At 48.3% G+C, this 25,143-nt stretch carries 26 protein-coding genes and 2 other RNA genes; 24 read left to right on the top strand and 4 right to left on the bottom strand.

The genetic code is table 11. The features are described from left to right. The first annotated feature begins 74 nt into the window (after positions 1-74). The 20 genes from secG (at position 75) to HMPREF2626_RS07625 (ending at position 18,197) form a co-directional block, all read left to right on the top strand. Positions 75-302: a preprotein translocase subunit SecG gene (secG, locus tag HMPREF2626_RS07720; RefSeq protein WP_067976391.1), complete on the top strand. Its 228-nt coding sequence runs from the start codon at positions 75-77 to the stop codon at positions 300-302. A 232-nt stretch (positions 303-534) separates the two neighbouring features. After that, positions 535-1,299, top strand: coding sequence for an alpha/beta hydrolase (locus tag HMPREF2626_RS07715; RefSeq protein WP_141744612.1), 765 nt, complete (start codon positions 535-537; stop codon positions 1,297-1,299). Then, complete coding sequence (gene rnr, locus HMPREF2626_RS07710; protein ID WP_070619697.1) at positions 1,296-3,671, top strand: ribonuclease R; 2,376 nt, start codon at positions 1,296-1,298, stop codon at positions 3,669-3,671. The genes HMPREF2626_RS07715 and rnr overlap by 4 nt, the downstream gene beginning before the upstream one ends. A 12-nt stretch (positions 3,672-3,683) precedes the next feature. Continuing rightward, positions 3,684-4,148, top strand: coding sequence for an SsrA-binding protein SmpB (gene smpB, locus HMPREF2626_RS07705; protein WP_070619695.1), 465 nt, complete (start codon positions 3,684-3,686; stop codon positions 4,146-4,148). A 283-nt stretch (positions 4,149-4,431) separates the two neighbouring features. Beyond that, positions 4,432-6,423, top strand: a complete 1,992-nt coding sequence (locus tag HMPREF2626_RS07700) for a fructose-bisphosphatase class III (RefSeq protein WP_070619795.1) — start codon at positions 4,432-4,434, stop codon at positions 6,421-6,423. A 19-nt stretch (positions 6,424-6,442) separates the two neighbouring features. After that, on the top strand, positions 6,443-7,135 hold the full coding sequence (locus HMPREF2626_RS07695) for a histidine phosphatase family protein (RefSeq protein WP_070619692.1): 693 nt from the start codon (positions 6,443-6,445) through the stop codon (positions 7,133-7,135). Between the two features lie 154 nt (positions 7,136-7,289). Next, positions 7,290-7,654: a transfer-messenger RNA gene (gene ssrA / locus HMPREF2626_RS07690) on the top strand. 286 nt (positions 7,655-7,940) lie between these two features. Beyond that, complete coding sequence (locus HMPREF2626_RS07685; RefSeq protein WP_070619690.1) at positions 7,941-8,282, top strand: DUF2187 family protein; 342 nt, start codon at positions 7,941-7,943, stop codon at positions 8,280-8,282. Positions 8,283-8,586: 304 nt separating this feature from the next. After that, positions 8,587-8,814 carry an acyl carrier protein gene (locus HMPREF2626_RS07680; RefSeq protein WP_067976378.1) on the top strand — a complete coding sequence of 76 codons (228 nt, stop codon included), beginning with the start codon at positions 8,587-8,589 and terminating at the stop codon, positions 8,812-8,814. Positions 8,815-8,841: 27 nt separating this feature from the next. Beyond that, complete coding sequence (gene fabK / locus HMPREF2626_RS07675; protein ID WP_070619687.1) at positions 8,842-9,795, top strand: enoyl-[acyl-carrier-protein] reductase FabK; 954 nt, start codon at positions 8,842-8,844, stop codon at positions 9,793-9,795. Between the two features lie 90 nt (positions 9,796-9,885). Beyond that, positions 9,886-10,821 (top strand): ACP S-malonyltransferase, encoded by a 936-nt coding sequence (gene fabD, locus HMPREF2626_RS07670; RefSeq protein WP_070619684.1) that lies wholly within the window; start codon positions 9,886-9,888, stop codon positions 10,819-10,821. A gap of 4 nt (positions 10,822-10,825) precedes the next feature. Further along, positions 10,826-11,557, top strand: coding sequence for a 3-oxoacyl-[acyl-carrier-protein] reductase (fabG, locus tag HMPREF2626_RS07665; RefSeq protein WP_070619680.1), 732 nt, complete (start codon positions 10,826-10,828; stop codon positions 11,555-11,557). Positions 11,558-11,566: 9 nt separating this feature from the next. Continuing rightward, complete coding sequence (fabF, locus tag HMPREF2626_RS07660) at positions 11,567-12,808, top strand: beta-ketoacyl-ACP synthase II (RefSeq protein WP_070619677.1); 1,242 nt, start codon at positions 11,567-11,569, stop codon at positions 12,806-12,808. Continuing rightward, positions 12,808-13,293: an acetyl-CoA carboxylase biotin carboxyl carrier protein gene (accB, locus tag HMPREF2626_RS07655; protein ID WP_070619674.1), complete on the top strand. Its 486-nt coding sequence runs from the start codon at positions 12,808-12,810 to the stop codon at positions 13,291-13,293. The genes fabF and accB overlap by 1 nt, the downstream gene beginning before the upstream one ends. Positions 13,294-13,304: 11 nt before the next feature. Continuing rightward, positions 13,305-13,766 carry a 3-hydroxyacyl-ACP dehydratase FabZ gene (gene fabZ / locus HMPREF2626_RS07650; protein WP_083272359.1) on the top strand — a complete coding sequence of 154 codons (462 nt, stop codon included), beginning with the start codon at positions 13,305-13,307 and terminating at the stop codon, positions 13,764-13,766. A gap of 20 nt (positions 13,767-13,786) precedes the next feature. Further along, positions 13,787-15,157, top strand: coding sequence for an acetyl-CoA carboxylase biotin carboxylase subunit (accC, locus tag HMPREF2626_RS07645; RefSeq protein ID WP_070619670.1), 1,371 nt, complete (start codon positions 13,787-13,789; stop codon positions 15,155-15,157). A 16-nt stretch (positions 15,158-15,173) separates the two neighbouring features. Further along, positions 15,174-16,037 (top strand): acetyl-CoA carboxylase, carboxyltransferase subunit beta, encoded by an 864-nt coding sequence (accD, locus tag HMPREF2626_RS07640; protein ID WP_070619667.1) that lies wholly within the window; start codon positions 15,174-15,176, stop codon positions 16,035-16,037. Between the two features lie 10 nt (positions 16,038-16,047). Then, complete coding sequence (gene accA, locus HMPREF2626_RS07635; protein WP_070619664.1) at positions 16,048-16,860, top strand: carboxyltransferase subunit alpha; 813 nt, start codon at positions 16,048-16,050, stop codon at positions 16,858-16,860. Between the two features lie 32 nt (positions 16,861-16,892). Further along, positions 16,893-17,795 (top strand): hypothetical protein, encoded by a 903-nt coding sequence (locus HMPREF2626_RS07630; protein WP_070619661.1) that lies wholly within the window; start codon positions 16,893-16,895, stop codon positions 17,793-17,795. After that, positions 17,796-18,197: a ribonuclease HI family protein gene (locus HMPREF2626_RS07625; protein ID WP_070619658.1), complete on the top strand. Its 402-nt coding sequence runs from the start codon at positions 17,796-17,798 to the stop codon at positions 18,195-18,197. A 1-nt stretch (position 18,198) separates the two neighbouring features. On the opposite strand, the gene HMPREF2626_RS07620 is transcribed toward HMPREF2626_RS07625, so the two are convergent. The 3 genes from HMPREF2626_RS07620 to gpsB all read right to left on the bottom strand — a co-directional run bounded on the left by HMPREF2626_RS07620 (position 18,199) and on the right by gpsB (position 20,229). Beyond that, positions 18,199-19,335, bottom strand: a complete 1,137-nt coding sequence (locus HMPREF2626_RS07620; protein WP_070619655.1) for a THUMP domain-containing class I SAM-dependent RNA methyltransferase — start codon at positions 19,333-19,335, stop codon at positions 18,199-18,201. Between the two features lie 146 nt (positions 19,336-19,481). Then, positions 19,482-19,831: RNase P RNA component class B (gene rnpB / locus HMPREF2626_RS07615), an RNA gene on the bottom strand. Positions 19,832-19,872: 41 nt separating this feature from the next. After that, the gene (gene gpsB / locus HMPREF2626_RS07610; protein WP_070619653.1) at positions 19,873-20,229 is read right to left on the bottom strand and encodes a cell division regulator GpsB; all 357 of its coding nucleotides are present in this window, start codon (positions 20,227-20,229) and stop codon (positions 19,873-19,875) included. Between the two features lie 183 nt (positions 20,230-20,412). Between gpsB and HMPREF2626_RS07605 the strand changes: the two genes are divergently transcribed. The 4 genes from HMPREF2626_RS07605 to dtd all read left to right on the top strand — a co-directional run bounded on the left by HMPREF2626_RS07605 (position 20,413) and on the right by dtd (position 24,685). Next, complete coding sequence (locus tag HMPREF2626_RS07605; protein ID WP_070619651.1) at positions 20,413-20,907, top strand: hypothetical protein; 495 nt, start codon at positions 20,413-20,415, stop codon at positions 20,905-20,907. Beyond that, positions 20,907-21,857 (top strand): 50S ribosomal protein L11 methyltransferase, encoded by a 951-nt coding sequence (gene prmA, locus HMPREF2626_RS07600; RefSeq protein ID WP_070619648.1) that lies wholly within the window; start codon positions 20,907-20,909, stop codon positions 21,855-21,857. The genes HMPREF2626_RS07605 and prmA overlap by 1 nt, the downstream gene beginning before the upstream one ends. Positions 21,858-21,990: 133 nt before the next feature. Continuing rightward, positions 21,991-24,219: a RelA/SpoT family protein gene (locus HMPREF2626_RS07595; RefSeq protein ID WP_070619645.1), complete on the top strand. Its 2,229-nt coding sequence runs from the start codon at positions 21,991-21,993 to the stop codon at positions 24,217-24,219. A 19-nt stretch (positions 24,220-24,238) separates the two neighbouring features. Then, the gene (gene dtd, locus HMPREF2626_RS07590) at positions 24,239-24,685 is read left to right on the top strand and encodes a D-aminoacyl-tRNA deacylase (protein ID WP_070619642.1); all 447 of its coding nucleotides are present in this window, start codon (positions 24,239-24,241) and stop codon (positions 24,683-24,685) included. A gap of 254 nt (positions 24,686-24,939) precedes the next feature. Here the strand turns inward: dtd and HMPREF2626_RS10230 are convergent. Further along, the coding region (locus HMPREF2626_RS10230; RefSeq protein WP_210382809.1) for a hypothetical protein at positions 24,940-25,143 on the bottom strand (204 nt) is incomplete at its 5' end.

Raw genomic sequence — 25,143 nt, 5'->3', positions numbered from 1 at the left:
AAAGCATTGTTTGCTAGACCAAGTTATGGTAGAATATAGATTGTATAATTTTATTTATGAGATGAGGGGATGTATTGTACGATATTTTACTAACAGCAATGATTGTCATTGCGATTCTATTAATATTAGTCGTTATTGTGCAACCATCAAAGAATAATCCGAGCAATCTAACGAGTTCTGATGCCTCTGTCGGTAAACGTAAAAAGGCCCGCGGTTTTGAAGCGGCCATGAACCGTTTTACCGTTGTACTTGGTTTTGTTTTTATGGTAATTGCATTATTAATTGCTAAAATTTCATCATAAGATTGACAAGAGCCAGGTTCAGCCTGGTTTTTCTTTTGCATTGGAATCCTCGCGTGTGTTCCATATTAGAATTTAGATAAGACCTCGTCTCGATGCTTTACAAACATTCATCGATAATTGCAATTAAATTAAAAATATAGAAGCATTCTTTTTTCCTGAAGGCTATGGGTTGTTTTCCCTAGGCAGTCTTCGGTAAAATGAAAGTAAGTGAAAGATCTTGAGGAGGGGTATTGTGAAATTACCTGGACCATTCTATTTTAAAGCTGGTCCCCGTGCGGTTCTCTTACTGCACGCTTATACTGGGACGGCTAATGACCAACGGATGCTCGGTCGCCGACTCAACCGGGAGAATTATACGGTGATGGGGCCTAACTTTACGGGGCATGCGACCACTGAGGTATTGCCGCTCGTTGAAACACCGGCCAGTCAATGGGTTGAAGATGGCCGGCAAGCATTGGCTCAACTGCGTGCAGACGGCTACGAAGAGATTGCTGTCTTCGGCCTGTCCCTAGGAAGCAGTATTGCCAGCCGCTTGCTGTTGGATGACTATGAACTTTTGGGCGGCGGCGTCTTTAGCTCCCCCTTGATACTCGATTCGATCAGCAAAAGTCAAGTACCCCAAGCCTTCATGACCTATGCGAAGAAGTTATGGAAGCAGCTTGGATATAGCCAAGAAGAGATTGGTGCTGGGCTCCAAGCACTCCGGCCTAAGTTAGACCAGCGCCTAGCAGATATCGATCAGATGAACGCTCAGATTTGCCAGGACCTTGGGACTTTGAACAAGCCTTTCTTTATCGCCCAGGGCGAACAGGATGAATTAATCGACGGGACGGCTGGAAGCCAGCTCAAAACCTATATGGAAGACCTGGGTAAGACGGTTGACTTCGTTTCTTATCCAGATGCGGGGCATGTCCTCACTGTTGGCAGTAACCATAAACATTTAGAAGACGATGTCCTTGATTTCTTAGAAGGACTAGATTGGAAAGATAAGTCATGAATAAAGAACAAGTAAAAGACGAACTTTTACAAGCCATAAAGGCTAGTGACCAGGGGCAGACTGCTTCGGCTTACAGCAAGCTTTTAGGCTATGATGCGGCAAAGGACTTTACAGACTTTGTCAACCTGGTAGCGGAATTGGAGCGCCAGCACGAGATTGTGATTCTTGAAGACGGGACTTTAGGTCTCAGCCAGGACTATGACCAGCTGACTGGCCGGCTCTCAGTGAACAAGAAGGGCTTCGGCTTTGTGAGTGTGGAGAATATGGAACGCGATATTTTTATCCCTGCCAAGGACCTCAATGGGGGGATGAACGGGGATACGGTCCAAGTTGAGATCACCCAGGAAGCCAAGGAATGGGAAGATAAGTCGGCCGAGGGTAAGATTAACCAGGTCTTGGAGCGGTCCAACCAACAAGTCGTTGGGGAATTCTATCCCTTCTCCGATGACGACCAGAAGAAATACCAAGCTATCGGTTATATCAAGCCGCTCAACCATTCTTTAGGGCAAATGACCTGTCTGGTGACGGACCAAGGCCTCAAGCCTGTTGAAGGGGAGATTGTCCGGGCAGAAATTGTCGCTTATCCAACAGCCAAACTGGCGATGACCTGCCGGGTTCTAGTTAAGGAAACGGTGGGGCATAAGGATGCACCGGGAACCGATATTCTGGCGGTTCTTGCTATGTTTAACATTCCCCATGAATTCCCAGAAGAGGTCATGGCGCAAGCTGAGGCTGTCTCCGAAACCATCAGTTCCGAAGATCTAAAGGGACGGATGGACTTGAGGGACCAGCTCACCATCACCATCGATGGGGCCGATGCCAAGGATCTGGACGATGCCATTTCCCTGAAGACTTTAGCGGATGGTGGCTATGAGCTGGGGGTTCATATTGCGGACGTTTCCTACTATGTTAAGGAAAACTCTGCGATCGACCAGGAAGCCTTCGACCGGGGGACCTCTGTCTATCTGACTGACCGGGTGGTTCCCATGCTGCCCCAACGCTTGTCGAATGGGATCTGTTCCCTCCAAGAAGGGGTGGACCGCCTGGCCATGTCCTGCTTGATGACCCTGTCCAAGACGGGTCAAGTGACGGACTATCAGATTGGACCGAGTGTCATTCAATCCGACCACCGCATGACCTATTCCGATGTCAATGCCACCCTCTCTGGTCAGGACCAAGACTTGCGTGGGCAATATCAAGATATTGTGCCCATGTTAGAAGGGATGGCAGACCTTCACCATATCTTAGAGGCCAAGCGTAAGCACCGGGGCGCCATTGATTTTGACACATCGGAAGCCAAGATCATTGTGGACGAGACAGGCTTCCCAGTGGATATCCAGCTCCGTGAGCGTGGTTTGGGTGAGCGGATGATTGAATCCTTCATGCTGGCCGCCAATGAGACGGTTGCTAGACACTACACCCTTGCTAAGAAAGACTTTATCTACCGGGTCCATGAACATCCCGATATGGACCGGATGCAGAACTTCCTCCAATTCGTGACAGCCATGGGGGTTAAGGTCAAGGGGACTTCTTCAGACATCAAGCCCAAGGAATTGCAGCAGATCCTCAAGAAGATCGAGGGCGAATCCTATGAGCCCGTCGTTAAGATGATGATGCTCCGGTCTATGCAGCAGGCCCACTATGATACCGAAGCCCTGGGTCACTTTGGCCTAGCAGCGGAAGACTATACCCACTTCACCTCGCCTATCCGCCGCTATCCAGACTTGATTGTCCACCGGCTTATCCGCCAGTATGCTAACCATGAAAGCAATACGTCGACCCAGAAAAATTTGGGTGATATTGCCGAGCAATCTTCCAAGCGGGAACGGCGCAGTGTCGATGCTGAGCGGGAAGTGGATAGCCTGAAGAAGACCGAATTTATGTTGGACAAGGTGGGCGAGACCTTCCCAGCCATTATCAGTTCGGTTACAAACTTTGGCCTCTTTGTCCAATTGGAGAATACCATTGAGGGCATGATCCATGTTTCTAGTCTGAAAGATGACTACTATAACTTTATTGAAAGTCACTTGGTCCTGATCGGTGAACGGACGGGACGGACCTTCAAGATTGGCGATCCGATTGAAGTGAAACTGATCAATGCGGACGTGGACTCCCGGCAATTGGACTTCCGCTTGCTGGAAGAAGAGGCTGAGTCCAAGCAAGATAAAGACCAGCAAGCTGGTCAGTCTAAGCCTAAGAAGAAAGGTAAGGGTAAGCACCACAAGGCCAAGCCTAAAGACTTCAAGTCCCCTAGGAAGGATAAGAAGGGCCATCCTAAGAAGAAACATGGAAAAGGCAAGAAAGGCAAAAAGTCTTCCCAGCATAAGCACAAAGGCCAGGGAGACTTTAAGATTCGTAAACGTCACAAGTAAAGGAGCTATCAAATGGCTAAAGCAAAAGATAACAGTCATGTGGTGGCCCGAAATCGCAAGGCCAACCACGATTTCACCATTGAAGATACTATTGAATGCGGCATTGTCCTGACGGGGACGGAGATTAAGTCCGTCCGCCAGTCCAAGGTTAACCTAAAGGATGCCTTTGCCCGGATCGAACGAGGGGAGGTCTGGCTCTACCAATGCCATATCAGCCCCTATGAGCAGGGCAACCGTTACAACCCCGACCCCATGCGCCGGCGCAAACTGCTCTTGAAGAAGCGGGAAATCGCCAAGTTAGAAAAGGCGACGGAAAGAGACGGCTACACCTTAGTCGCCCTCAAAATGTATATCAAGCGGGGCTTTGCTAAGGTCCTTATCGGCACAGCCAAAGGGAAGAAACGCTACGACAAACGCCAGAGCCTCAAGGAACGCGATATGAAGCGTGACATCCAACGGGCCCTCAAGGTGCGCTAGACTTTTATCCAGAAAGGGCATATCTGCCGGACTACCATTTCGAAATATATTTTCAAGCTGGGCCGAGCCCGGCTTTTCTTTTTGGAAAGGCGATTTTATGTCCTCTAATCCTTAATATTAGCTTGACGACCAATAAAAAACTTTATACCGATTCAAAAAGTGGAGCGGATGCTGGCTAATACAATTCGCTAAAGAATATTTTCTAGCAGAAAACAAAAAGCATGCTATAATGAATAGAAGATGTAAGTGTTTTCTTACAAATATGTTTGAAGGGATTAAGCGTATGGATACAAAAGCCTCCTATACACATGACCGTTACTTGCAATTACTGGCCCAAAAATTTCCTAACCAGGCTGCTGCAACAACTGAAATCATCAACTTGGAAGCCATTATGGAGCTACCCAAGGGCACGGAACATTTCATGAGCGACCTCCATGGGGAATTCAATGCCTTCAACCATGTCTTACGTAACGGCTCAGGGAATATTAAAGAAAAGATTTCTGAAGTTTTTGGTTCCTTGCTCAGCCAGGAACAGCGTAATGAATTGGCGACGATTATTTATTATCCTGAAGAGATGTTGGCCCACCTCCTCCCTCAATTCACTAGCGAGCGGGAAGTGGTTGATTTCTACTATACGATTATTTCCCGTTTGGTCAAATTAGCCCAGTTTGTGGTGTCTAAGTACACCCGGTCTAAGGTGCGCAAGGCTATGGCCAAGGATATGGCCTATATTATGGAAGAGCTGATTTTTAAGGATTCCGTTGTGACCAATAAGGAATACTATTACCATAATATTGTAGAGAATATCATTGAATTGAATGAGGCTGACCTCTTAGTGGTACGTTTGTCGGAGTTAATCCGTGAATTAGTCGTGGACCATCTCCATATTCTTGGGGACATCTACGACCGGGGCGACAGCCCAGACAAGATTATTGACCTCTTGATGGAGAAAAAATCTTTAGACATCCAGTGGGGGAACCACGATGTGATCTGGATGGGGGCCGCCAGTGGGTCCCGGGTCCTGATTGCCAATGTCATCCGCATCTGCGCCCGCTATGATAACTTGAATATTATTGAGGACGCTTACGGGATTTCGCTTCGCCAATTGGTTTCCTTTGTGGACGCAACCTATTCGGATGACGACTTAGGGATTTTTATGCCTAAATTAGACCCAGATATTGACCACTTCCCAGCTGAAATCGTCCAGATTGCCAAGATGCAACAAGCCATGGCCATTATCCAGTTCAAGTTGGAAGCAGCCATTATTAAGCGTCATCCTGAATTTAACTGTGACAACCGCTTGCTCTTAGATAAGATTGATTTTGACAAGGGGCAGGTCTTCGTCGACGGGAACTGGCACCGCTTGCTTAATACCCATTTCCCCACTGTCGATCCCGAAGACCCCTACCGGCTGACGGAAGATGAAGAGATGATTATGGACCGGCTCCAGGAAGCCTTTCTCAATTGCGACCGTCTCCATAAGCATATTGCCTTCCTATATCGCAAGGGGGGGATCTACAAGTGCTACAACGATAACTTGCTCTTCCACGGTTGCATTCCTTTTAATGAAGACCATTCCTTTAAGGAGCTGGAAATCGATGGCAAGTCTTATGGGGGACGCACACTTATGGATAAGTTCGATAAGCAGTTGCGCCTGATGTATAGCTTCCGCCAGGCTGATGAAAGCAAGAATCCCTACCTGGACTATTGTTGGTATCTCTGGCAGGGCGAAGCCTCTTCGCTCTTTGGCAAGAAGCAGATGCGCACTTTTGAACGCTACTATGTCAAGGACAAGGACACCCATGAAGAATATAAAAATACCTACTACAGCTGGCGTGAAGAGGAAGCGTGTGTGGATACCATCCTCGAAGAATTCAACCTGCCCGTGGAATGTGGCCATGTGATCAATGGGCATACCCCCGTCAAGGAAATCAAGGGTGAAGATCCTATCAAGGCTAATGGAAAGCTCCTGGTCATTGATGGGGGCTTCTCCAAGGCCTACCAATCCACAACGGGACTTGCGGGTTACACCCTGCTCTTTAACTCCTTTGGTATGCAATTGGTCTGCCACCAAGCTTTCAAGGGAGTCGAAGACGTGGTCATGAACGGAACAGATATTATTTCCACCCGGCGCGTGGTCGATAAGGAGTTGGAACGTAAGACAGTGGGGCAGACGGATGTCGGCCAAGCATTAAAAACCAATGTCCAAGACCTTAAAGATTTACTTTGCGCCTTCCGTTCTGGTAAGATAGCAGAGAAGGAAGTTAACAATTAATAAGGGAGAGATTGAAGCGATGTCCAAAGGTGTCAGCATTTACTTTATGCGCCACGGCCAAACTTATTTGAACAAGTACAACCGCATGCAGGGTTGGTGTGATGCCCCCTTAACGGATCAGGGGATCCGGGACGCCATGCGCAGTGGCCGGGGCCTAGCGGAGATTGAATTTTCCGCTGTTTATACCAGTGACCTGCAGCGGACGGTTAAGACAGCTGAATTAGTCTTGGATCAGAATAAGCAGGGCCAGGGCCTAGAAATTCAAAAGCGCCCCGAATTCCGCGAACAGTTCTTTGGCAGCTTCGAAGGCCTGGATGCTAAGGAGATCTGGGACGGCGTGAGTCGGCATGTCCACCAAGACTTGAGCCGGGGCTATGAAGGTTTGACTTCTCCCGATGCAGTTAAAGTTGAAATGGACGCCTTCCATGAATTGGACCCTAGCCATGATGCCGAGGACTTTATGACCTTCTGGCTGCGGGTGGAATTGGGCTTGATCGATGTCATTACCAAGCACCGGGAGACCGACCAAAATATCCTCATTGTTTCTCACGGCATTACCATCCGCAATATGATCCATGAACTCATTCCCGATTTTGAGATCGACCAGATGTTAGACAATGCCAGTGTCAGCATCCTCCGCTACCAGGATGGTTTCTACCATCTGGAAGCTTACAACCAGACCAAACATTTTGCAGACCTCACTGAAGATTAAGTTGCTGCGATCTGCCCTGGTGACTGGTCTAAGTAAAAACTTCAAAAAATAAAAGCAGGCTCTCTTACAAAAGGAGGGCCTGCTTTGGGCTCGACAGGGTATGAGACTTGCACTGAGCCTTAGTATTTGTTATAATTATCTTTGCATCATATTCGGGGATGTTCCGGAATTCGACAGGCATGCCCCGATGTATGACTACATTCCGAAGCGACGCCTTCGTAAAAACGTCAAACAGTTTAAATATAACTGACAAACAAGAAAATCAAACTTTAGCATTCGCTGCCTAGCAGCATGCTAAGATCCGCCTAGTATCGCCCATGTATTAGTTCCGGGTCCTATTGAAGTGGGATACGCTCTAACTTTCCACCTGGAAGTTAGAGAAGAGACTGACCAGGTTCGCTAACCAGATCGGTTCGTCATAAGACCCCTGGGGCGCTAAATTGAATCTTATGACTATGAGTGTAAACGTCATATAATCGGAATGTCTGGACAGGGGTTCGACTCCCCTCATCTCCATTGAAGGGGTTTGAATGCTTTAAAAATAGCTCTCAAACGTTGATATGAAGGCTTTCTTGAAAAAGTACGAAATGTTTGAAAGCATACCCCTCTAGTAAAAAGCTTGAGGGATTGCTTGAGGGATAAAGCCCCCGCAAATACCCGACAGGTCTCCAATAAGTGGAGGCCTTTTTTGTGTTGCTAAACAAGCCCTCAAGCAGTCAAAAATGCAAATATTAGCAAAAATATTAAAATGATGTTAAAATAAGACTAGTAGCTATTATTTGTTTCCAAAGAAAGAGGCGTAAGTATGAAAATTAAGCTGACTCCTGAAGTTCAAGCGTTGGTTGAAACGGAGCTAAGAAGGGGAACAAGCAAATCTCGGATTGCGAATTTGATTGACCTTTCCTATGAAGAAGCCTGCGCTGTTATTGATCAGGTAAAGAAATCGGTTCGTCCTGATGTTGGAGATGAAATAAAATTTCAATTTAGAGACTGCGATATGACCGGAATCATCGAAAAATTGCTCACCAATTCAGCCGTGGTCCGTATTTATTGGGATTATTCCAATGAGAAGATGCTAGATATTTGCGAAGAGCGAACTATTGTTAACTTCAAAAATATTGATGAATTTGTAAATATTTACCAATAATCGACCTGTGCGACAAAAGTTAAGCCGTCCTGGCTGTCCCACTGTTTTTTTCAGGGAAGGCTGGGGGGAAGTCTTTTGTTGCACTTTTAATTTATCTAAATAAAGTATATTATAATTTGACAAATTAAAAACAATAAGTTATCATACTTTTTGTTGAGAATTTGAAGAGCTATGACGGCTTTAAAAAATTCTTTAAGTCTAGCTGACTTAAATTGACAAGTCCATGGACTTAGTTTAAGATAGCTCTAATCGATCCATTCAATGAGTGGTAAAAATTTTCTTATAAAATAAAGGAGACAGAATAATGACAACATTTGAAAAAATCCAAGAAATTATCGTTGACCAATTAGACGTTGAGGCAGAAGAAGTAAAGGCTGACACTAATATCCAAGACGGTTTAGATGCAGATAGCTTAGACATCTTCCAAATTATCAATGAAATCGAAGACGAATTCGATGTTACTATCGATGAAGATGAAACTAACATTGCGACTGTTCAAGACCTCGTTGACTTTGTTGACAACAACCAATAAGCCGACAGTTAAGAGAGTAGGCGCTTAATGAAAACTGATTTATGGAAAGAAATGGGTGTCACTTACCCAATCGTCCAAGGCGCCATGGCATGGGTGGCAGATGCAGACCTTGCATCTGCTGTCTCTAATGCCGGAGCTTTAGGTGTGATTGGGACGGGACATGATCCTGTTGAACTCGTCCAAGAAAAAGTCGAGAAGATGCAGGCCTTAACGGACAAGCCATTTGCGGTTAATGTCATGTTACTCAATGCCCATGTGGATGACTTGGTTGACTATCTTTGCCAATCTGGCGTAAAGATTGTCACAACCGGTGCGGGTTCACCAGGCAAGTACATGAAACGTTTCAAGGCAGCCGGTATTAAGGTGATTCCCGTTGTTGCTTCCGTTGCCCTTGCTAAGCGCATGGCCCGTGAGGGGGTTGACGCTCTGATTGTGGAAGGTATGGAGTCCGGTGGTCATATTGGTAAATTAACCACCATGGCCTTGGTTCCACAAGTAGTTGATGCCGTCGATATTCCGGTCATTGCAGCCGGTGGGATTGGTGACGGCCGGGGCATGGCAGCTGCATTGATGCTGGGTGCTTCAGGGATTCAAGTGGGTACCCGTTTTGTGGTCGCCAAGGAATCGAATGCCCATCCTAATTTCAAGAAAAAAATTATCAATGCCAAGGATATTGATACAGTGATTACAGGCGAATCGACTGGCCATCCAGTCCGTGTTTTACGTAATAAACTGACGAAGAAATATCTTAAGCTGGAACATGAAGAAGCGGCCAAGGACCAACCTGATTGGACCAAGCTAGAAGCTTTAGCCAAAGGGGCCTTAAAACGAGCGGTTGTTGATGGGGATGTGGATAATAGTTCATTAATGGCCGGTCAGATTGCCGGACTCATTCACCAAGAAGAGGCCTGTGAAGAAATTATTCAGTCCTACATGCAAGAATGTCGCGAGCTGATTCAGCAGCATGCCAGTATGAATTAAGACGGACAGTGAGGGCTAACTTTTTTATTGCTTTCACTGTTTTTATTTTAACTATAAATAATAAACAATAAGGAAAGAAAGAGGGATTCCATGTCAATTGCCTTCATGTACAGTGGCCAGGGTGCTCAGTTTAAGGGGATGGGGCAGGATATCTTAGCCCACTATCCTCACTTGGAGACGTTTTTTGAGGAAGCGAGCGCAGTCACATCCTATGATATGAAAGCAATCTGCTTTGAGGACGATGAGAAGATCCATGAGACCGAATATACGCAGCCTGCCTTGATTACGATTGAGGCTATGCTGACCCGGGTCCTCCATGAAGCGGGGATTCAGGCGGACTATAGTCTGGGGCTTAGCCTTGGTGAATATGCGGCTCTGATGGATGCAGGCGCCTTGTCTTATGCCTCTTGCTTGGACTTAATCCGCCAGCGAGGCAAGATTATGGCCGAAGCTGTACCTTCCGGCTTAGGGAAAATGGTGGCTGTGATGAACACTCCCCGCGAGACCATTGAAGCGGCCTGCCAAGAAGCCCGCGAAGAAAATGACGCCTATGTGGCCCCCGCTAACTACAATACCTCTAAGCAAGTGGTCATTGGGGGGTATGAAGAGCCAGTTGACCTAGCCTGTGAGAAACTCAAGGCTGCTGGGAGCAAGAAGCTAATCCCTCTCAAGGTCTCTGGGCCCTTCCATACGGCCTTGATGGAGCCTGCTAGTGAGGATTTTAAGCAGGCTTTGGAGGCGGTTGATTTTGACCACATGCAGTATCCCGTCATTTCTAATACCACAGCTCAACCCCATGATATGGCGCATTTAAAAGAAAACTTGGCCAAGCAGATGTACTGTCCCGTTCGCTGGGAGGATTCGATCCGTTATCTCTTAGACCAAGGCGTGGATTGTTTTATTGAAATCGGTCCAGGCAAGACCCTGTCTTCCTTTATGAAGCAGATCGACCGGTCAGTAGCTTGCTACCGGATAGGCGACCTCGATAACTTACAGAAAACCATTAATGAATTAGCAGGAGAATAAGCATATGTCTAAAGAAGAAACACTTATTATTACAGGTGCTAACCGCGGCATCGGCACCGCGACGGCGCTCGCCTTTGCCAAGGCCGGCTACCACATTGCCATGGTCAACCGGTCCCAAGCGGATGAATCGGTCTTGGAAGCCATCCGGGACTATGGGGTAGAAGTAAGAGAGTACCTGGCTGATGTTTCAGACTTTGACTTGACCAGCCAGGTGGTGAAAGCCATTCACAAGGACTTCGGTCGAGTGGATGTCCTAGTCAACAATGCCGGGATTACCAAGGATAGCCTCTTGATTCGGATGTCTGAAGAAGACTTCGACCAAGTCATTGACGTGAACCTTAAGGGAAGCTTTAATTTGATCCGTCATGTGTCAAAAATAATGCTAAAACAACGTAGAGGTGCTATCATAAATGTATCGAGTTTATCCGGCATTATTGGAAATGTCGGCCAGGCTAATTACTCGGCTTCCAAGGCTGCTTTGATCGGTTTGACCCGGTCGGCAGCCCGCGAGCTAGCCAGTCGTCACATCACCGTCAATGCCGTGGCACCTGGCTTCATTTCCAGCGACATGACCGATAAATTATCAGACAAAACAAAAGAAGCCATGCTAGATGAAATCCCGCTCAAGCGCTTCGGCGAACAAGAGGAAGTAGCAGAAGCGATCTTATTCCTAGCAAATAACAAGTATATTACTGGTACCACCCTTGAAATCAACGGTGGTCTCAATATGAACTAGGAGGTTCTTATGACGAGAAGAGTTGTAGTGACAGGTCTAGGGGCTGTGACCCCCTTAGGAAATTCAGTCGATGAATTTTGGACCAATTTAAAAGCAGGCAAGCACGGTATTGGACCGATTACCAAGTTCGATGCTAGCGGCCTGGATACCCAGTTAGTAGCTGAAGTCAAAGACTTCGACCCTAAGAATTATATGGATCGCAAGTCAGCCAAACGGATGGAGCCATACGCCCAATACGCCATTGCAGCATCAAGCGAAGCTCTCAAAGACGCAGGCTTAGACCTTGACCAAGTGGACCGCGACCGGGTGGGTATTTATTTTGGGACCGGTATTGGTGGGGTTCAAGAAATGGAATCAGGGATCCGCAAGATGATTGCTAAGGGCCCAAAAAGGGTGAATCCTTTATTCGTTCCGATAGCCATCTCCAACATGGGTGGGGCCAATATCTCCATGCATTTTGGAATCCATGGCCCAGCCCAAACCGTCTCAACAGCCTGTGCTTCAGCTAATAATGCCATTGGTGAAGCCTTCCGCTATATCAAGCACGGTTATGCCGACTATATGTTAGCTGGTGGGGGGGAATCATCCATCTGTGAGATTGCTATGTCCGGCTTTGAAAACCTCACCGCGATGAACACCACTTCTGACCCTGACCGTGCCTCCATTCCCTTCGATAAGGAACGGGCAGGCTTCATTATGGGCGAAGGAGCTGGCATCTTGCTTCTTGAAAGCTTAGAATCTGCCCAAGCCCGGGGTGCTAAGATTTACGCTGAAGTGGCTGGCTACGGAGCAACTTCCGACGCCTACCACCTGACAGCTCCTCATGCAGAAGGCCAAGAAGCTGTCAAGGCTATTGAACTTGCTCTAAATGAAGCTGGCCTCGGCCAAGACGATGTGCAATATGTCAACGCCCACGGAACCTCTACCCCAACTAATGACCGAGTAGAAAGCCATGTCATCAAAACGGCTTTTGGCGATTATAGTCAAGACGTCGCAGTGAGCTCAACCAAGGCGGCAGTCGGCCATCTCTTGGGCGCTGCGGGTGCCGTTGAAGCGATTGCTAGTATTAAAGCTATGGAAGAAAGCTTTATCCCAGGCATGGTAGGCTACCAAGTGCCAGATGAAGACTGTGACCTCCACCTGGTAACTGGCCAAGGGGAAGACCGCCAAATTGATGCTTTAGTTTCTAATGCCCTTGGTTTCGGTGGCCACAATACGGTGATTTGCTTTAAGAAGGTGACTCAAGACTAATGGAAACAAAAGAAATTAAGGCGCTTATCCAAGCCGTAGATGCATCCAGTTTACAGCAATTTGTCTTCAAGAATGAAGACTTAGAGATTGTCATGTCCAAGTTGGAAACCGATGCCCTCAATGCTAAGGGCATAGACCAAGCGGCCAGTTCTGTCGACGCCTTGGCTGCTGAAAAGGCAGGTCAAGCTGAGGCAACGTCTGCTCCTGACCCAGCGGCAGAAGAAGCGACCAAGGAAGAAGAAAGCTTCTCTGGCCAAGTTGTGACCAGTCCTATTGTGGGTGTGGTCTACCTAGCGCCAGGTCCTGACCGTGACCCTTATGTGAGCTTGGGTCAGACCATCCAGGCGGGGGAAACGGTATGTATCGTTGAAGCCATGAAGATTATGAATGAAATCCCAGCTGAATGCTCAGGGACCATCAGTCAGATTTTAGTCAAGGACGGTGAAGTCGTTGAATACGGCCAGCCTCTATTTGAGATTAGTTAAGGAGAGATCGTGTGGAAAATAATGAAATTATCTTAGATGCCCAAGAGATTATGGACATCATTCCTAACCGCTATCCAATTTGTTTTATTGACCGGGTAACGGAATTAGAGGTTGGCAAACGCGTGGTGGCACGCAAGAACGTGACCATTAACGAGCCTTATTTTGTCGGCCACTTCCCAGGTGAACCAGTCATGCCAGGCGTCCTTCAAATTGAAACCATGGCCCAGGCTGGTTCGATTCCACTCTTGATGACGGATGGCCTCACCAAGCGGACCGGATATTTAGCAGGAGTGGATAAGGTTAAATTCCGCCAGAAGGTTGTGCCAGGCGATGTCCTTACCGTAACCGTTGATATCTTAAAGATTAAGCGGAATATTGGCTTGGCTAAGGCTACCATTCACCGTGAAGATGGCGTTCTATGCAGTGAATGCCAAATGACTTTCGCCGTATCAGATGTTGAACGCGATATTTAAGTAATAAAGAAAGTGGTCAAATGTTTAAGAAAATACTTATTGCCAACCGTGGCGAAATCGCCGTTCGAATCATTCGAACTTGTAAGGAGATGGGCATCCAAACAGTGGCTGTATACTCCGAAGCGGATGCCGATGCAATGCATGTCTCCTTAGCTGATGAGGCAGTCTGTATTGGGAAAGCGTCCGCAGCGGACTCCTATTTAAACATGCCCTCTATCCTCAGCGCAGCTGTCGTTACTGGGGCCCAGGCCATCCATCCCGGTTTTGGCTTCTTATCAGAAAACAGTAAATTTGCCCGCCTCTGCCGGGAGATGAATATTGTCTTTATCGGACCGGAAGCGGATGTGATTGACCAGATGGGGGATAAGCAACATGCCCGGGATACCATGAAGGCCGCTAAGGTGCCGGTTATTCCGGGGAGTGAAGACTTTGTTCGTAGTGCTGAGGAAGCCCAAGCCATTGCTGAAGAAGTCGGTTATCCTGTTCTCTTCAAGGCAACGGCTGGGGGCGGGGGCAAGGGCATGCGCCTGGTTAACCAGGCTAGTCATTTGCAGGCGGCCTTCGATGAGGCCCGCTTGGAAGCCCAGCAGAACTTCCAGAATGACCAGCTCTACATGGAGAAGGTCATCCATCCTGCCCACCACATTGAAGTTCAAATCCTCGGTGATAACTATGGTAAGGTGGTCCATCTAGGGGAGCGGGAATGCTCCCTCCAGCGCAACCACCAAAAAGTACTCGAAGAGAGTCCAAGTCCCTTTATTAGCCAAACAACGCGCGAAAAGATCTGTGCAGCAGCTGTTAAAGCTGGTGAAGAAGTCAATTACACGGGGGCGGGCACCATTGAATTCCTGGTAGACTATGACCAGAACTTTTATTTTATGGAGATGAATACCCGGATCCAGGTGGAACATCCAATCACGGAAATGATTACCGGCGTCGACTTGGTCAAAAAGCAAATTGAAATTGCGGCTGGTCAACCCCTAAGCTTGGACCAGGAGGATATTCACTTTGAAGGGCATGCCATTGAGGTCCGCTTGAATGCGGAGCGGCCAGAAGACCACTTCTATCCTTCGACCGGATCCTTTGACTTTATTCATTTTCCGGCAGGTAATTTGGGCTTGCGACTAGAATCAAGTGTTTATAATGGCTATCAAATGCCGCCATACTATGATAATATGTTTGCTAAATTGATTGCTTACGGAGCGGATCGAGAAGAAGCCGTGCAACGGATGAAGCGGGCCCTAGGAGAGTTGCGGATTGAAGGCATTGCCTCCAACCAGGCCCTTCTCCAGGCCATTCTAGAGGATGACGGTTTCCTTTCCGGTGACTATAGTAATGACCACCTGGAAGCCAGCCTCTTACCTGCCTGGCTAGCCGAACAATCAAACTGAGAAGGGAGCTGAGCTGATGGCTTTCAAGCGGAAAAAGAAATCTTATATTCATGTGCCCCAGTCTAGTCAAGTGGACGTTGTTGATCCCAACCACAAGCCCTATATTCCTGACGGCATGTGGCAGAAGTGTCCCCAGTGCCAGCAAACTATCCTGACCCAGGATATGAAACCGGCCTATGTCTGCAGCAACTGTGACTATCATTTCCGGATTTCAGCCCAGGAACGGATTCGTTTGATCTTGGATCCAGATTCTTTTGAGCCTCTTTTTGAAGATGGGGGTCATGCCAATCCCCTGGACTTTCCAGGTTATGAGGAGAAGCGCGCCAAGGCCCAAGACCGGGCTCAGACGGATGAAGCCATCACCACGGGCCTTGGTAAGCTCAATGGACAGGAACTTGCCTTTGCCTGTATGAATCCTTTCTTCATGATGGGGTCCATGGGCGCCCGGGTGGGGGAGAAGTTAACCTCCCTCTTCGAGTTAGCCCTTAAAGAAAGCCTACCAGTTGTGGTCTTTACAGCGAGTGGGGGGGCTCGGATGCAAGAAGGGATTGTTTCCCTCATGCAGATGGCCAAGATTTCGCTGGCTGTGGAACGACACAGTGAGGCCGGTCTCCTCTACCTGGCCGTTTTGACTGATCCAACAACGGGCGGGGTAACAGCTAGTTTTGCCATGCAGGCTGATATTATCTGTGCTGAACCTGGTGCTTTAATTGGCTTTGCCGGCAAACGGGTGATCGAACAAACTATCCACCAGGCCGTGCCTGACAGCTTCCAGAGTGCTGAGCACCAACTGGCCCATGGTTTCGTTGACCGAATCATCCCCCGCCAGCAATTAAGAGAAGAACTATCTGCCTTGCTGTCCATCCATTGCCAAGCTTAAGGAGTGTATTATGCTAGAAAGTCATTCAAAAAAACGACCTTCTCTCCATCCGAGTGAGGTCGTTAAAGCTGCTCGGGATACCCAACGCTTGACCACTTCGGAATTGGCCAATTACATCTGTGACGATTTCTATGAATTCCACGGCGACCGGGCCTATGGGGACGATGCCGCGATTTATGGTGGGGTGGGTCGTTTAGATGGCCGGCCAGTGACCATTATCGGGACAGAAAAGGGTCACACCACTAAAGAAAATGTGGAACGGAACTTTGGTTCTCCCCATGCGGAGGGTTACCGCAAGGCCATCCGCCTAGTGGAACAAGCCGATAAATTTAAGCGTCCGGTCATTAGCTTTATCAATACTTCTGGTGCTTTTTGCGATATGGAAGCGGAAGACCGGGGGGTTGGTGAAGCGATTGCCCGGTCCATGCAGGCTTTCGGTCGTTTATCTGCTCCTAATATCTCCGTCTTAATTGGTGAAGGAGGGAGCGGTGGGGCCCTAGCCCTGGCAGTGACCAACCGGGTTTGGATCCTAGAAGACGCCATGTATTCCATTCTTTCCCCAGAAGGCTTTGCGACCATTCTGTGGAAAGATGTTAACCGGGCCAATGAGGCAGCGGAACTGATGAAGTTCACCGCTAAAGACCTCTATGAATTGGGGGTAGTGGATGAAATTATTCCCGTCCGCCAGCGGGGAGAGGCGATCATCAAGGAACACTTAGCTGACAATATCAAAACCATGCTCATCAAGGAATTAGAGGACTGGGATGGCAAGTCAGCTGAAGCCATCCGCCTAGCTCGCGAAGCGCGTTTTCGTCAATTTTAAGGAGAATGTGACAACAAAGGGAGGCATGTGCCATGTCTATGGAAAGAAATGCTGAATGCCGGACCCTGATCGAGGAAGCCCTAGCTCTTAAGACAGCAGGGGGTCTCAGTCAGGGCCTGGCAGCTATCCGCCAAGCTCAGCAACTGGCTGGAAATTTTTCCAAGTTTTTCCTGGACTTACTCCAGGTATTGCTGGACCAGGACCAGGCTGACCTAGCTCTGGCCTTGACCCAGCAAGTTTTAGAGGAGCTTGACCAAGACCGAGCACTCCTCTTATATGAAAGTGCCATGTCCCTACTGGCTCAGACAGCCCCAAGTACTTTGAAAGAGTTTTCAGAGTTGGGGCTTTTTGTGCGTCAGGGACCAGCTGTCGATCAGGATTGGATCGATTTTATCTTCTATCCCGATCAAATAGCTGCTAAAGAAGCGGCTGCTAGTCAAATGGCTCTGACCGCTTACTTAGATAGCGACTTGGCCTCGGATCCGAGCCAGGCTATGGCCTGCTACCAGGTCTTAGACAGCTTAGCAGCTGACCAGGTTCAAACTTTCATCCGAGCCTATCTGACTAGACATCCTGGACCTAGTCTGGTACGGACGGATTTCCTGGCGCGCTTGTTGGAGGCTGGAGACCAAGGCCACTTAGTTCTAGAGGGACCGTTAGGGAAGTGCCATGAGCTCCATTTAGCTACTTTAGACCAGCCCCAGGACCGGTCTTTCTTCCAGGCTGGTCAAGACTACTTGGAGGCTTGTTTCTTTAAGGAGCCCTTGGTTAAGGCCTATCTGGAGGAGGAGTGGGTACTTCTGACGGGCTTAGTCTATCCCTTCGAAGAAGAGCTCGACCAGTCACCCGCTGACTTATTGACTGCTCTAGCGACAGCTGATCCAGAAGACGACACTTACCGCTTACTTAGAAAAATCATGAAAGGGGTGATCTAGGTGATACGTCTCGCCATCGATGCTTCGGTCAATGTTAAGGACGGCCGGGCGGGGGTCGGGATTCTCTGGCTGGAAGGGGGCAAGCAATACCCCCTCAAATTCTCTCTGCCTCAAAAAATGGACAACCACTTAGCTGAATTCTCTGCCCTTAAAATCGCTTTAGAGCTACTCGAAGACCAAGGACGTACAGATGACCTGATCATTTGTCAAACGGATAGTCGGGCCGTTTATGACGCCATACGCAAGAAAAAAAGCAAGAACAGTCCCTATAGCCAGGCCATCCAGGCTATCTTACTTGCTCTTGCTAAATTTCCTCAATTTCATTTGAACTGGGTACCGGAAGCTGACAACCGGGGGGCTGACCAGCTCGCCAAGCAGGCCATGCGCCAGGCCTCGCTTTAGCTTAATGCGCTTTCTTCTTCTTTCCCCAGAATTGGAAGAAGTCGGTCCGCAAAGCGCCGTTGTAGAGTTTGCGCTTCTTGGTGGCCTTGTCACCGTAATAGTCCTCAAAGGCCAAGTCTGAAGTCAGGATATACTTGCTCCAGGTCTCTAGGGGCCGGAAAACCTCGCCCATCTCCTGGTAGAGTTGGTGGACACTGTCTTCGTCGTTGAGACGTTCCCCATAAGGCGGGTTGCTGATCATAATGCCGAAGTCTTTATTCGTTGTAAAGTCAGCTACTTGCATCTGCTTAAAGGTAATTTGATGGTCAACTCCTGCCGCTTGGGCATTGGCCTTGGCAATTTCAACCATGCGGTGGTCAATATCCGAAGCCTGGATGTCCAATTGGATGTTATGGTCAATGGCCGCCTTAGCAGCAGCCCGCTCCTTGTCGAATTCCTGGTCTCGGAAGATATCCCAGTCCTCGCAGACAAAGTGCCGGTGCATACCGGGAGCAATATTCATCCCAATCAGGGCGGCTTCAATGGCGATGGTCCCTGAGCCACAGGTAGGGTCTACCAAGGGCCGGTCGGGGAACCAGGTCGTTAGTTTAACCAAGGAAGCTGCAAAGTTTTCCTTGAGTGGTGCGCCCCCTTTAACCTGGCGGTAACCCCGCTTAAACAAGCTATCTCCCGTCGTATCCAGGGTTAGGAGGGCCTGGTCTTTGTGGATGCTGATCTCAATGGGGTAGCGGGCACCGGTTTCAGGCAGCTGTCCGCGCCGGAAATAAGCCTCTTTTAAGTGGTCCACAATAGCTTTTTTAACCATCTTCTGGCAGGTGGGAACCGAATGGAGCTGGGACTTGACGGACTTGCCTGAGACAGGGAAATTGGCGTCGAAGGGCAGGAGATCCGACCAATTGAGGGCCTTGACTTGGTCGAAGAGAGCCTCGAAAGTTTTGGCTTCAAATTCACCGACGATAATTTTAACCCGGTCAGCTGTCCGCAATTGGATATTGGTCCGGGCAACGTCCTGGGGAGCCCCTTCAAAGCGGACCCGGCCGTTCTCGACCTGGCAGTCATAGCCCAGGGCCTTTAATTCATTCTTCACCAGGGCCTCGATCCCGCTCGCGCAGCTGGCCATTAACTGATACGTCTTCATGGAATCCTCCTTATAATTTTTTAACATACTGTGCTGGTAATCAATGTCTAGTTACCAACACAAAAAAATAATCGATAAAAATATAAAAAATCCAAGCCTGGGGATAGACCACACAAGCTTGGATTCTTTACAAACCTGATGTAAATTTCTATAAGCCATGTTCTGTTCCCTTGCATCCCAGGTTGTTTGCAAGTTCGGTAATCATCTATCTGCATTGCTGCCTCGGCTCACATTCATTTCTGCTTGCCAAGTGCCCCTACCGAATTTGGGTTGCTCACTCGAGGGGTTTACCTCGTTCCACTTAGCTGGTTTCCCAACTAACTTCGTCACTGTGGCACTTTTCAGGGATACTGGGGCATAGCCCTAGGGCTGAAGCCGTTTTTCCCGCCGTCTATGCCTTAGCTTATGTTTTCGCTAAGCACGAACACTACTGACCTCTCAGTCAGTGTGAGCATGGACTTTCCTCAGGTATGACTACCCGCGATTACCCGAAATTTACATATGATAACTCATTATAACGCAAGTCGGCGTAAAATGCTAATAATTTTGGCGAATAATGGTATCGTCCATATGGTCTTCTTCGTCATAGCTTTGGGAACCAAAGACCGCCTTCTCTAATTTGGATAGGCGGCGGAGAATATCATAATTGGTGGTTGCACCGGTTTTGTTAGTTCCGCTAGCTTTGGATCGGCTTTGCCGACTCTTATCTTCGCCAGTCTGCCGCTTGGCTTTCTCCAGTTCGGCTTGTAAGTAGGCAATTTCTTTTTCATAGGACTCATAGTCCCGCATGATGATATCTAGAAATTCATCCACTTCTTGCATGTTAAAGCCGCGGATGGCTGGTTTAAATTCTTTTTGTAAAATATCTTTTGTTGTCAGATTACGTTCGGACATCCTTACACCCCATTTTTAACACTGTCTTCCAATAGTATAGCATATCTTCTTTGGTCAAGGTCAGTGAAAAGAGGGCTTTAGAGAACTTTTAATAAATTAGGAGAACAAGGATGGATAAGCTATAATAGAGAGAAGTGAAGGCCCCAAGATAGGGCAAGCAATGACCAAAAGGAGTGTGGACAGATGACCGAAAAGAGCTTATTTGAATACCTATACCAGGAGTGGCAGGGTTTACGCTTCCAGTTTCCCTGGCAATTAACCTATGATGAGAGGAGTACAGGGATTATTCTCCAAGTTCACCTGCCCAGTCGGCAGGAGCTGGCTTCCGATCATATGATGCGAGACGCCTTAAATAAGCAAAGCAATCAATTTGCTTATTTGAGTTTAACCTTTCGTTTCGGCTATTATAGCAAAGATATTAGCTTGCAGCCTGGGATTTTTATCCTGGCACCTAACCTAGGCAATGGGACTTATACGGGCGACTATGTCCAGGTTCTTCTCAAATGGATGCGCTACACCCTCCGCCAAGCTGACCAACAGTTGCGCGAACTGGACCGGGGTAAGCGGGAGACGCTCGATTTGACTTGGCCTCATGAGGCAGTGAGTCAAGATGTTGCCCAGCGTCAGGCAGTCAACCGTTATGGAAACAAAGAACGCTATTCATTGGAGGTATATTAATGGGATTCTATGAGGTGACAATCGACGTCAAATACGGAGATTCCGACCAGGTGTCAGACAGCTTGTTGGCATTGGGGTCACAGGGGGCTGTGATCCAAGATGTCAAGGATTTTGATGCGCTGGAAGAGGAAGGATCAGTGGTTAAGTTAGAGGCCAAGCGCCAGGCTTATCCGCGCTTTCCCCAGGTGGTGGGCTATTTTTCTGATACGGCTTGGTCCAAGGAAGACCTGGCTCAGGCTCTTTTAGCAGCTTTGAGGGATTTAGACCCAGTCTATAGCGAAGAAGAAATCGCGATTGGTCAATTGGCGGAGACCAACTGGGAGGAAGAGTGGAAGCGTTACTACCAGCCCATAGTGATCAGTCGTTTTATTCATATTATTCCTTCTTGGCAAGAAGAAGAGACCCAGGTCCTGATTCCTATCTATATGGACCCTGAAATGGCCTTTGGGACCGGGGACCATGCCACTACCCAGCTCTCCCTCCAACTTCTGGAAAGCTATCTCGAACCGGAGGACCGGGTCTATGATGTGGGCACCGGTTCAGGGATCCTTGCTATTGCAGCAGCTAAGCTGGGGGCCCAGTCCGTCCAGGCTTTTGACTATGATGAGCAAGTCATTCCCATTGCCCAGAAAAATTTTGAAGTCAACCAGGTGGCTGACCGGTGCTCGGCTCGGGCTAATGATAAGCTAAGCAGGATTTCTGACCCCGTCGACCTGATTACGGCTAATATCTTGGCTGATATTTTGATCCCGCTCATCCCCCAAGCCTATGACTGCCTTGAGCCTCAAGGGAAGTTCATCCTCTCGGGCATCTACTATAAGGAATTTGAAGCAATCAAGGCGGCCTTGATCCAAGCAGATTTCCGTATCGAAGAGATCGTCCGCCGGGGCGACTGGTTTGGTATCTATGCCGTTAAGGGCCGAGCGGAAGCGACTAAGGATTCCATTTAAAGGAATACTTCTCATTATCCTCTCAGATATGGTAAAATATGAGTTAAACCATTCATCAAAAGACATCTAAACTGCCATAGCTTACCTAAGACTGTCCGCGGTATTGAGATGTAATTAGAAAGGGGTAGGTTTGATGTCTGAAAAACAAAATTATACTAAAGAAGAAGTATTGGACCTCTGCAAGTCCTATATGCCAGAAGATAAGCTGGCCTTTGTCTCTAAGGCGGCTGATTTTGCTGAGCGGGCCCATCGTGACCAAGTTCGCAAATCGGGAGAGCCTTACTTTACCCATCCTATCCAGGTGGCTTCGATTCTAGCGGAGCTTCACATGGATCCTGACACGGTGGCGACCGGTTTTCTCCACGATGTGGTGGAAGACACGGGCATTTCCTTGGATGATATTGCTTATTTCTTCTCCGATACAGTGGCGACTCTGGTGGACGGGGTAACCAAATTAGGGAAGCTGAAATACCGGTCCCAGGAGCAGCAGCAGGCGGAAAACCACCAAAAAATGCTCCTCGCCATGGCCAATGACCTCCGCGTAATTATGGTAAAATTAGCTGACCGCCTCCACAATATGCGGACCCTTAAGTGGCATAAACCCGAAAAGCAGGTCAGTATTTCTAGAGAAACGCTGGAGATCTATGCCCCGCTGGCTGACCGCTTGGGGATGAGCCAGATCAAGTGGGAATTAGAAGATACCTGCCTGCGTTATATTAATCCCGAAGCCTACTATCAAATTGTTCATCTGATGAATGCCAAGCGGGATGAGCGGGAGAACTACATCAATGAAACCATTGAAAAACTCCAAGCTCAGATGGAGGGCGTCATTGCAGAGCCCTTCGAAATCTATGGGAGGCCCAAGCACATCTATTCCATCTACCGGAAGATGAAGAAGCAGAAGAAGGAGTTCTCGGAAATTTACGACCTCCTAGCTATCCGGGTTCTGGTCGACACGGTCAAGGATTGTTATGCCGTCCTGGGAGTTGTCCACACTAACTGGAAGCCCCTTCCTAACCGCTTCAAGGACTATATCGCCATGCCCAAGGCCAACATGTACCAGTCCCTCCATACCACGGTATTAGGGGATAAGGGAGTCCCGGTTGAAATTCAGATCCGCACCTACCAGATGCATGAAGTTGCCGAATACGGGGTTGCTGCGCACTGGGCCTATAAGAAGGGCGTTACCGGTGAAGTAGAAAAGGATGACTTAGATGACCAGATCGCCTGGTTCCAACAAATCCAAGACCTCCAAGATGATTCGGTTGACGCAGAAAACTTTGTAGAAAGCGTCAAGGAAGACATTTTCAAGGACAAGGTTTACGTCTTCACCCCCCAAGGCGACGTCCAGGAGTTACCATCAGGGGCAGGACCGCTGGACTTTGCCTACCAGATCCACACAGAGGTAGGGAATAAAACGATCGGAGCTAAGGTCAATTCTAAAATTGTCCCGCTTAACTATAAGTTAGAGAATGGCGATATTGTGGAAATCCTAACCTCGAAGAATTCCGCCGGCCCTAGTCGAGACTGGGTCAACCTAGTGGCAACCAACCGGGCCAAGAACAAGATTAAGCGTTTCTTCAAGCTCTTAGACCGGGAAGAGAACCTGGAAAAGGGACGACAAGCAGTCGAAGATGCGGTCAATGAGAGCGGCTTTGCCTTCAAGGACCTCTATACCAAGACCAGGCAGGCTGATCTTTTGGAACGCTTTAACTTCTCTTCCTTAGATGACCTCTTTGCAGCAGTTGGTTTTGGTGAACTGTCGGCTTCGGCCGTGGCCAACCGCCTGATAGAAAAGGCTCGGGCTAAACGCCGGGAGGAATTGCATAAGAAGGATCTGGAAGAAGTTATCCACGATGAAGAGGAGAAGGACCGCAAGCCCGCCATGACTGTCCGCCATAATGATGGCGTCTTCGTGGAGGGGGCTGACAACCTGCTCTTCCGCCTGGCCCACTGCTGTACACCGGTGCCTGGGGATGATATTGTCGGTTATATTACCAAGGGACGGGGGATTTCTGTCCACCGCCGCGATTGTAAGAATGTCGATTTGGATGATGAACTTTCTGATCGCCTGATTGAAGTTGAGTGGGAGAATACCCAGGATGATGCGGATATCAGCTTTGAGGTGGAACTGGTGATCGAAGCCTTTGAACGGAGTGGGCTCTTGAATGAAATCATCCAGGTGGTCAGTCCCTTGACCAAGTCGATCTCTAACATTAACGGGAATGTTGACCACAAGACCAACATGGCCAAGATACGCCTCCGCCTGGCTATCCAAAACATTGACCAGTTGGATAAGATCATTGATAAGGTGAAGGATATCCCTGACGTCTATGTGGTGGAGCGGGCCTCCACCCAGTAAAAAGAAAGGAAGAGTGACTGTGCGAGTAATTATTCAACGTGTTAGCCAAGCATCTGTAAGTGTTGACGACCAGACTTTGGGCGCTATTCAAGAAGGTTTCATGCTCCTAGTAGGTGTCCATGATGACGACAACGAGGAAACGGTGGACTATATGGCAAGAAAAATTGCCAAAATGCGAATTTTTGCTGATGAAGAGGGCAAACTCAACCTGGACATTAACCAGGTAGGCGGCAAGATCCTTTCCATCTCCCAGTTCACCCTCTATGCCCGGACACGCAAGGGCAACCGACCTTCCTTTGTAGACGCCGCCCATCCCGACCACGGTGAAAAAATCTACCTGGCGCTCAATCAAAAACTACGCGAAGCCTATGATCTTGACGTCGAAGAAGGCCAGTTCGGTGCTGACATGCAAGTTAGCCTAACCAACGATGGCCCAGTAACTATTATCTTAGACTCTGAAGAATAAGGGTGAGAGACTTGGGGGTTAGGCTTGGATGATTGGAGCAATTAAGGATAAGAGCGAAGCATTCGCTCGTTCCTTACTTGTGAAATCACTCCAAGCCTGCCAAGTCGAACCTGACTAAATAAGGGTGAGAGACTTGAGGTTTTGGCTTGGATGATTGGAGCAATTAAGGATAAGAGCGAAGCATTCGTTCGTTCCTTACTTGTGAAATCACGCCAAGCCTGCCAAGTCGAACCCGACTAGATAGGGTGTGAAGGCTAGCGGGAGAAATAGACCTCTGGAGCCAAAAGCCAGAGAAGGATGAAAGCCTTCGACGGGTTTTGGTGAAGAGGAGCTATTTCTGCTAGCCTGAGCCCAACTAGGGTGTGAGGGAGCCACTTCTGCGCAACCGAACGCAACTGGAGGGTGTAAGCAAAGGCGGCTAGATAGGGATGACTGGAGGCAAAGAGGATAAGAGCGGC

The organism is Aerococcus sp. HMSC062A02, from assembly GCF_001809535.1.
In the GTDB taxonomy this organism is placed as follows: Bacteria; Bacillota; Bacilli; order Lactobacillales; family Aerococcaceae; genus Aerococcus.
This window is presented reverse-complemented; position numbering and strand designations above follow the sequence as displayed.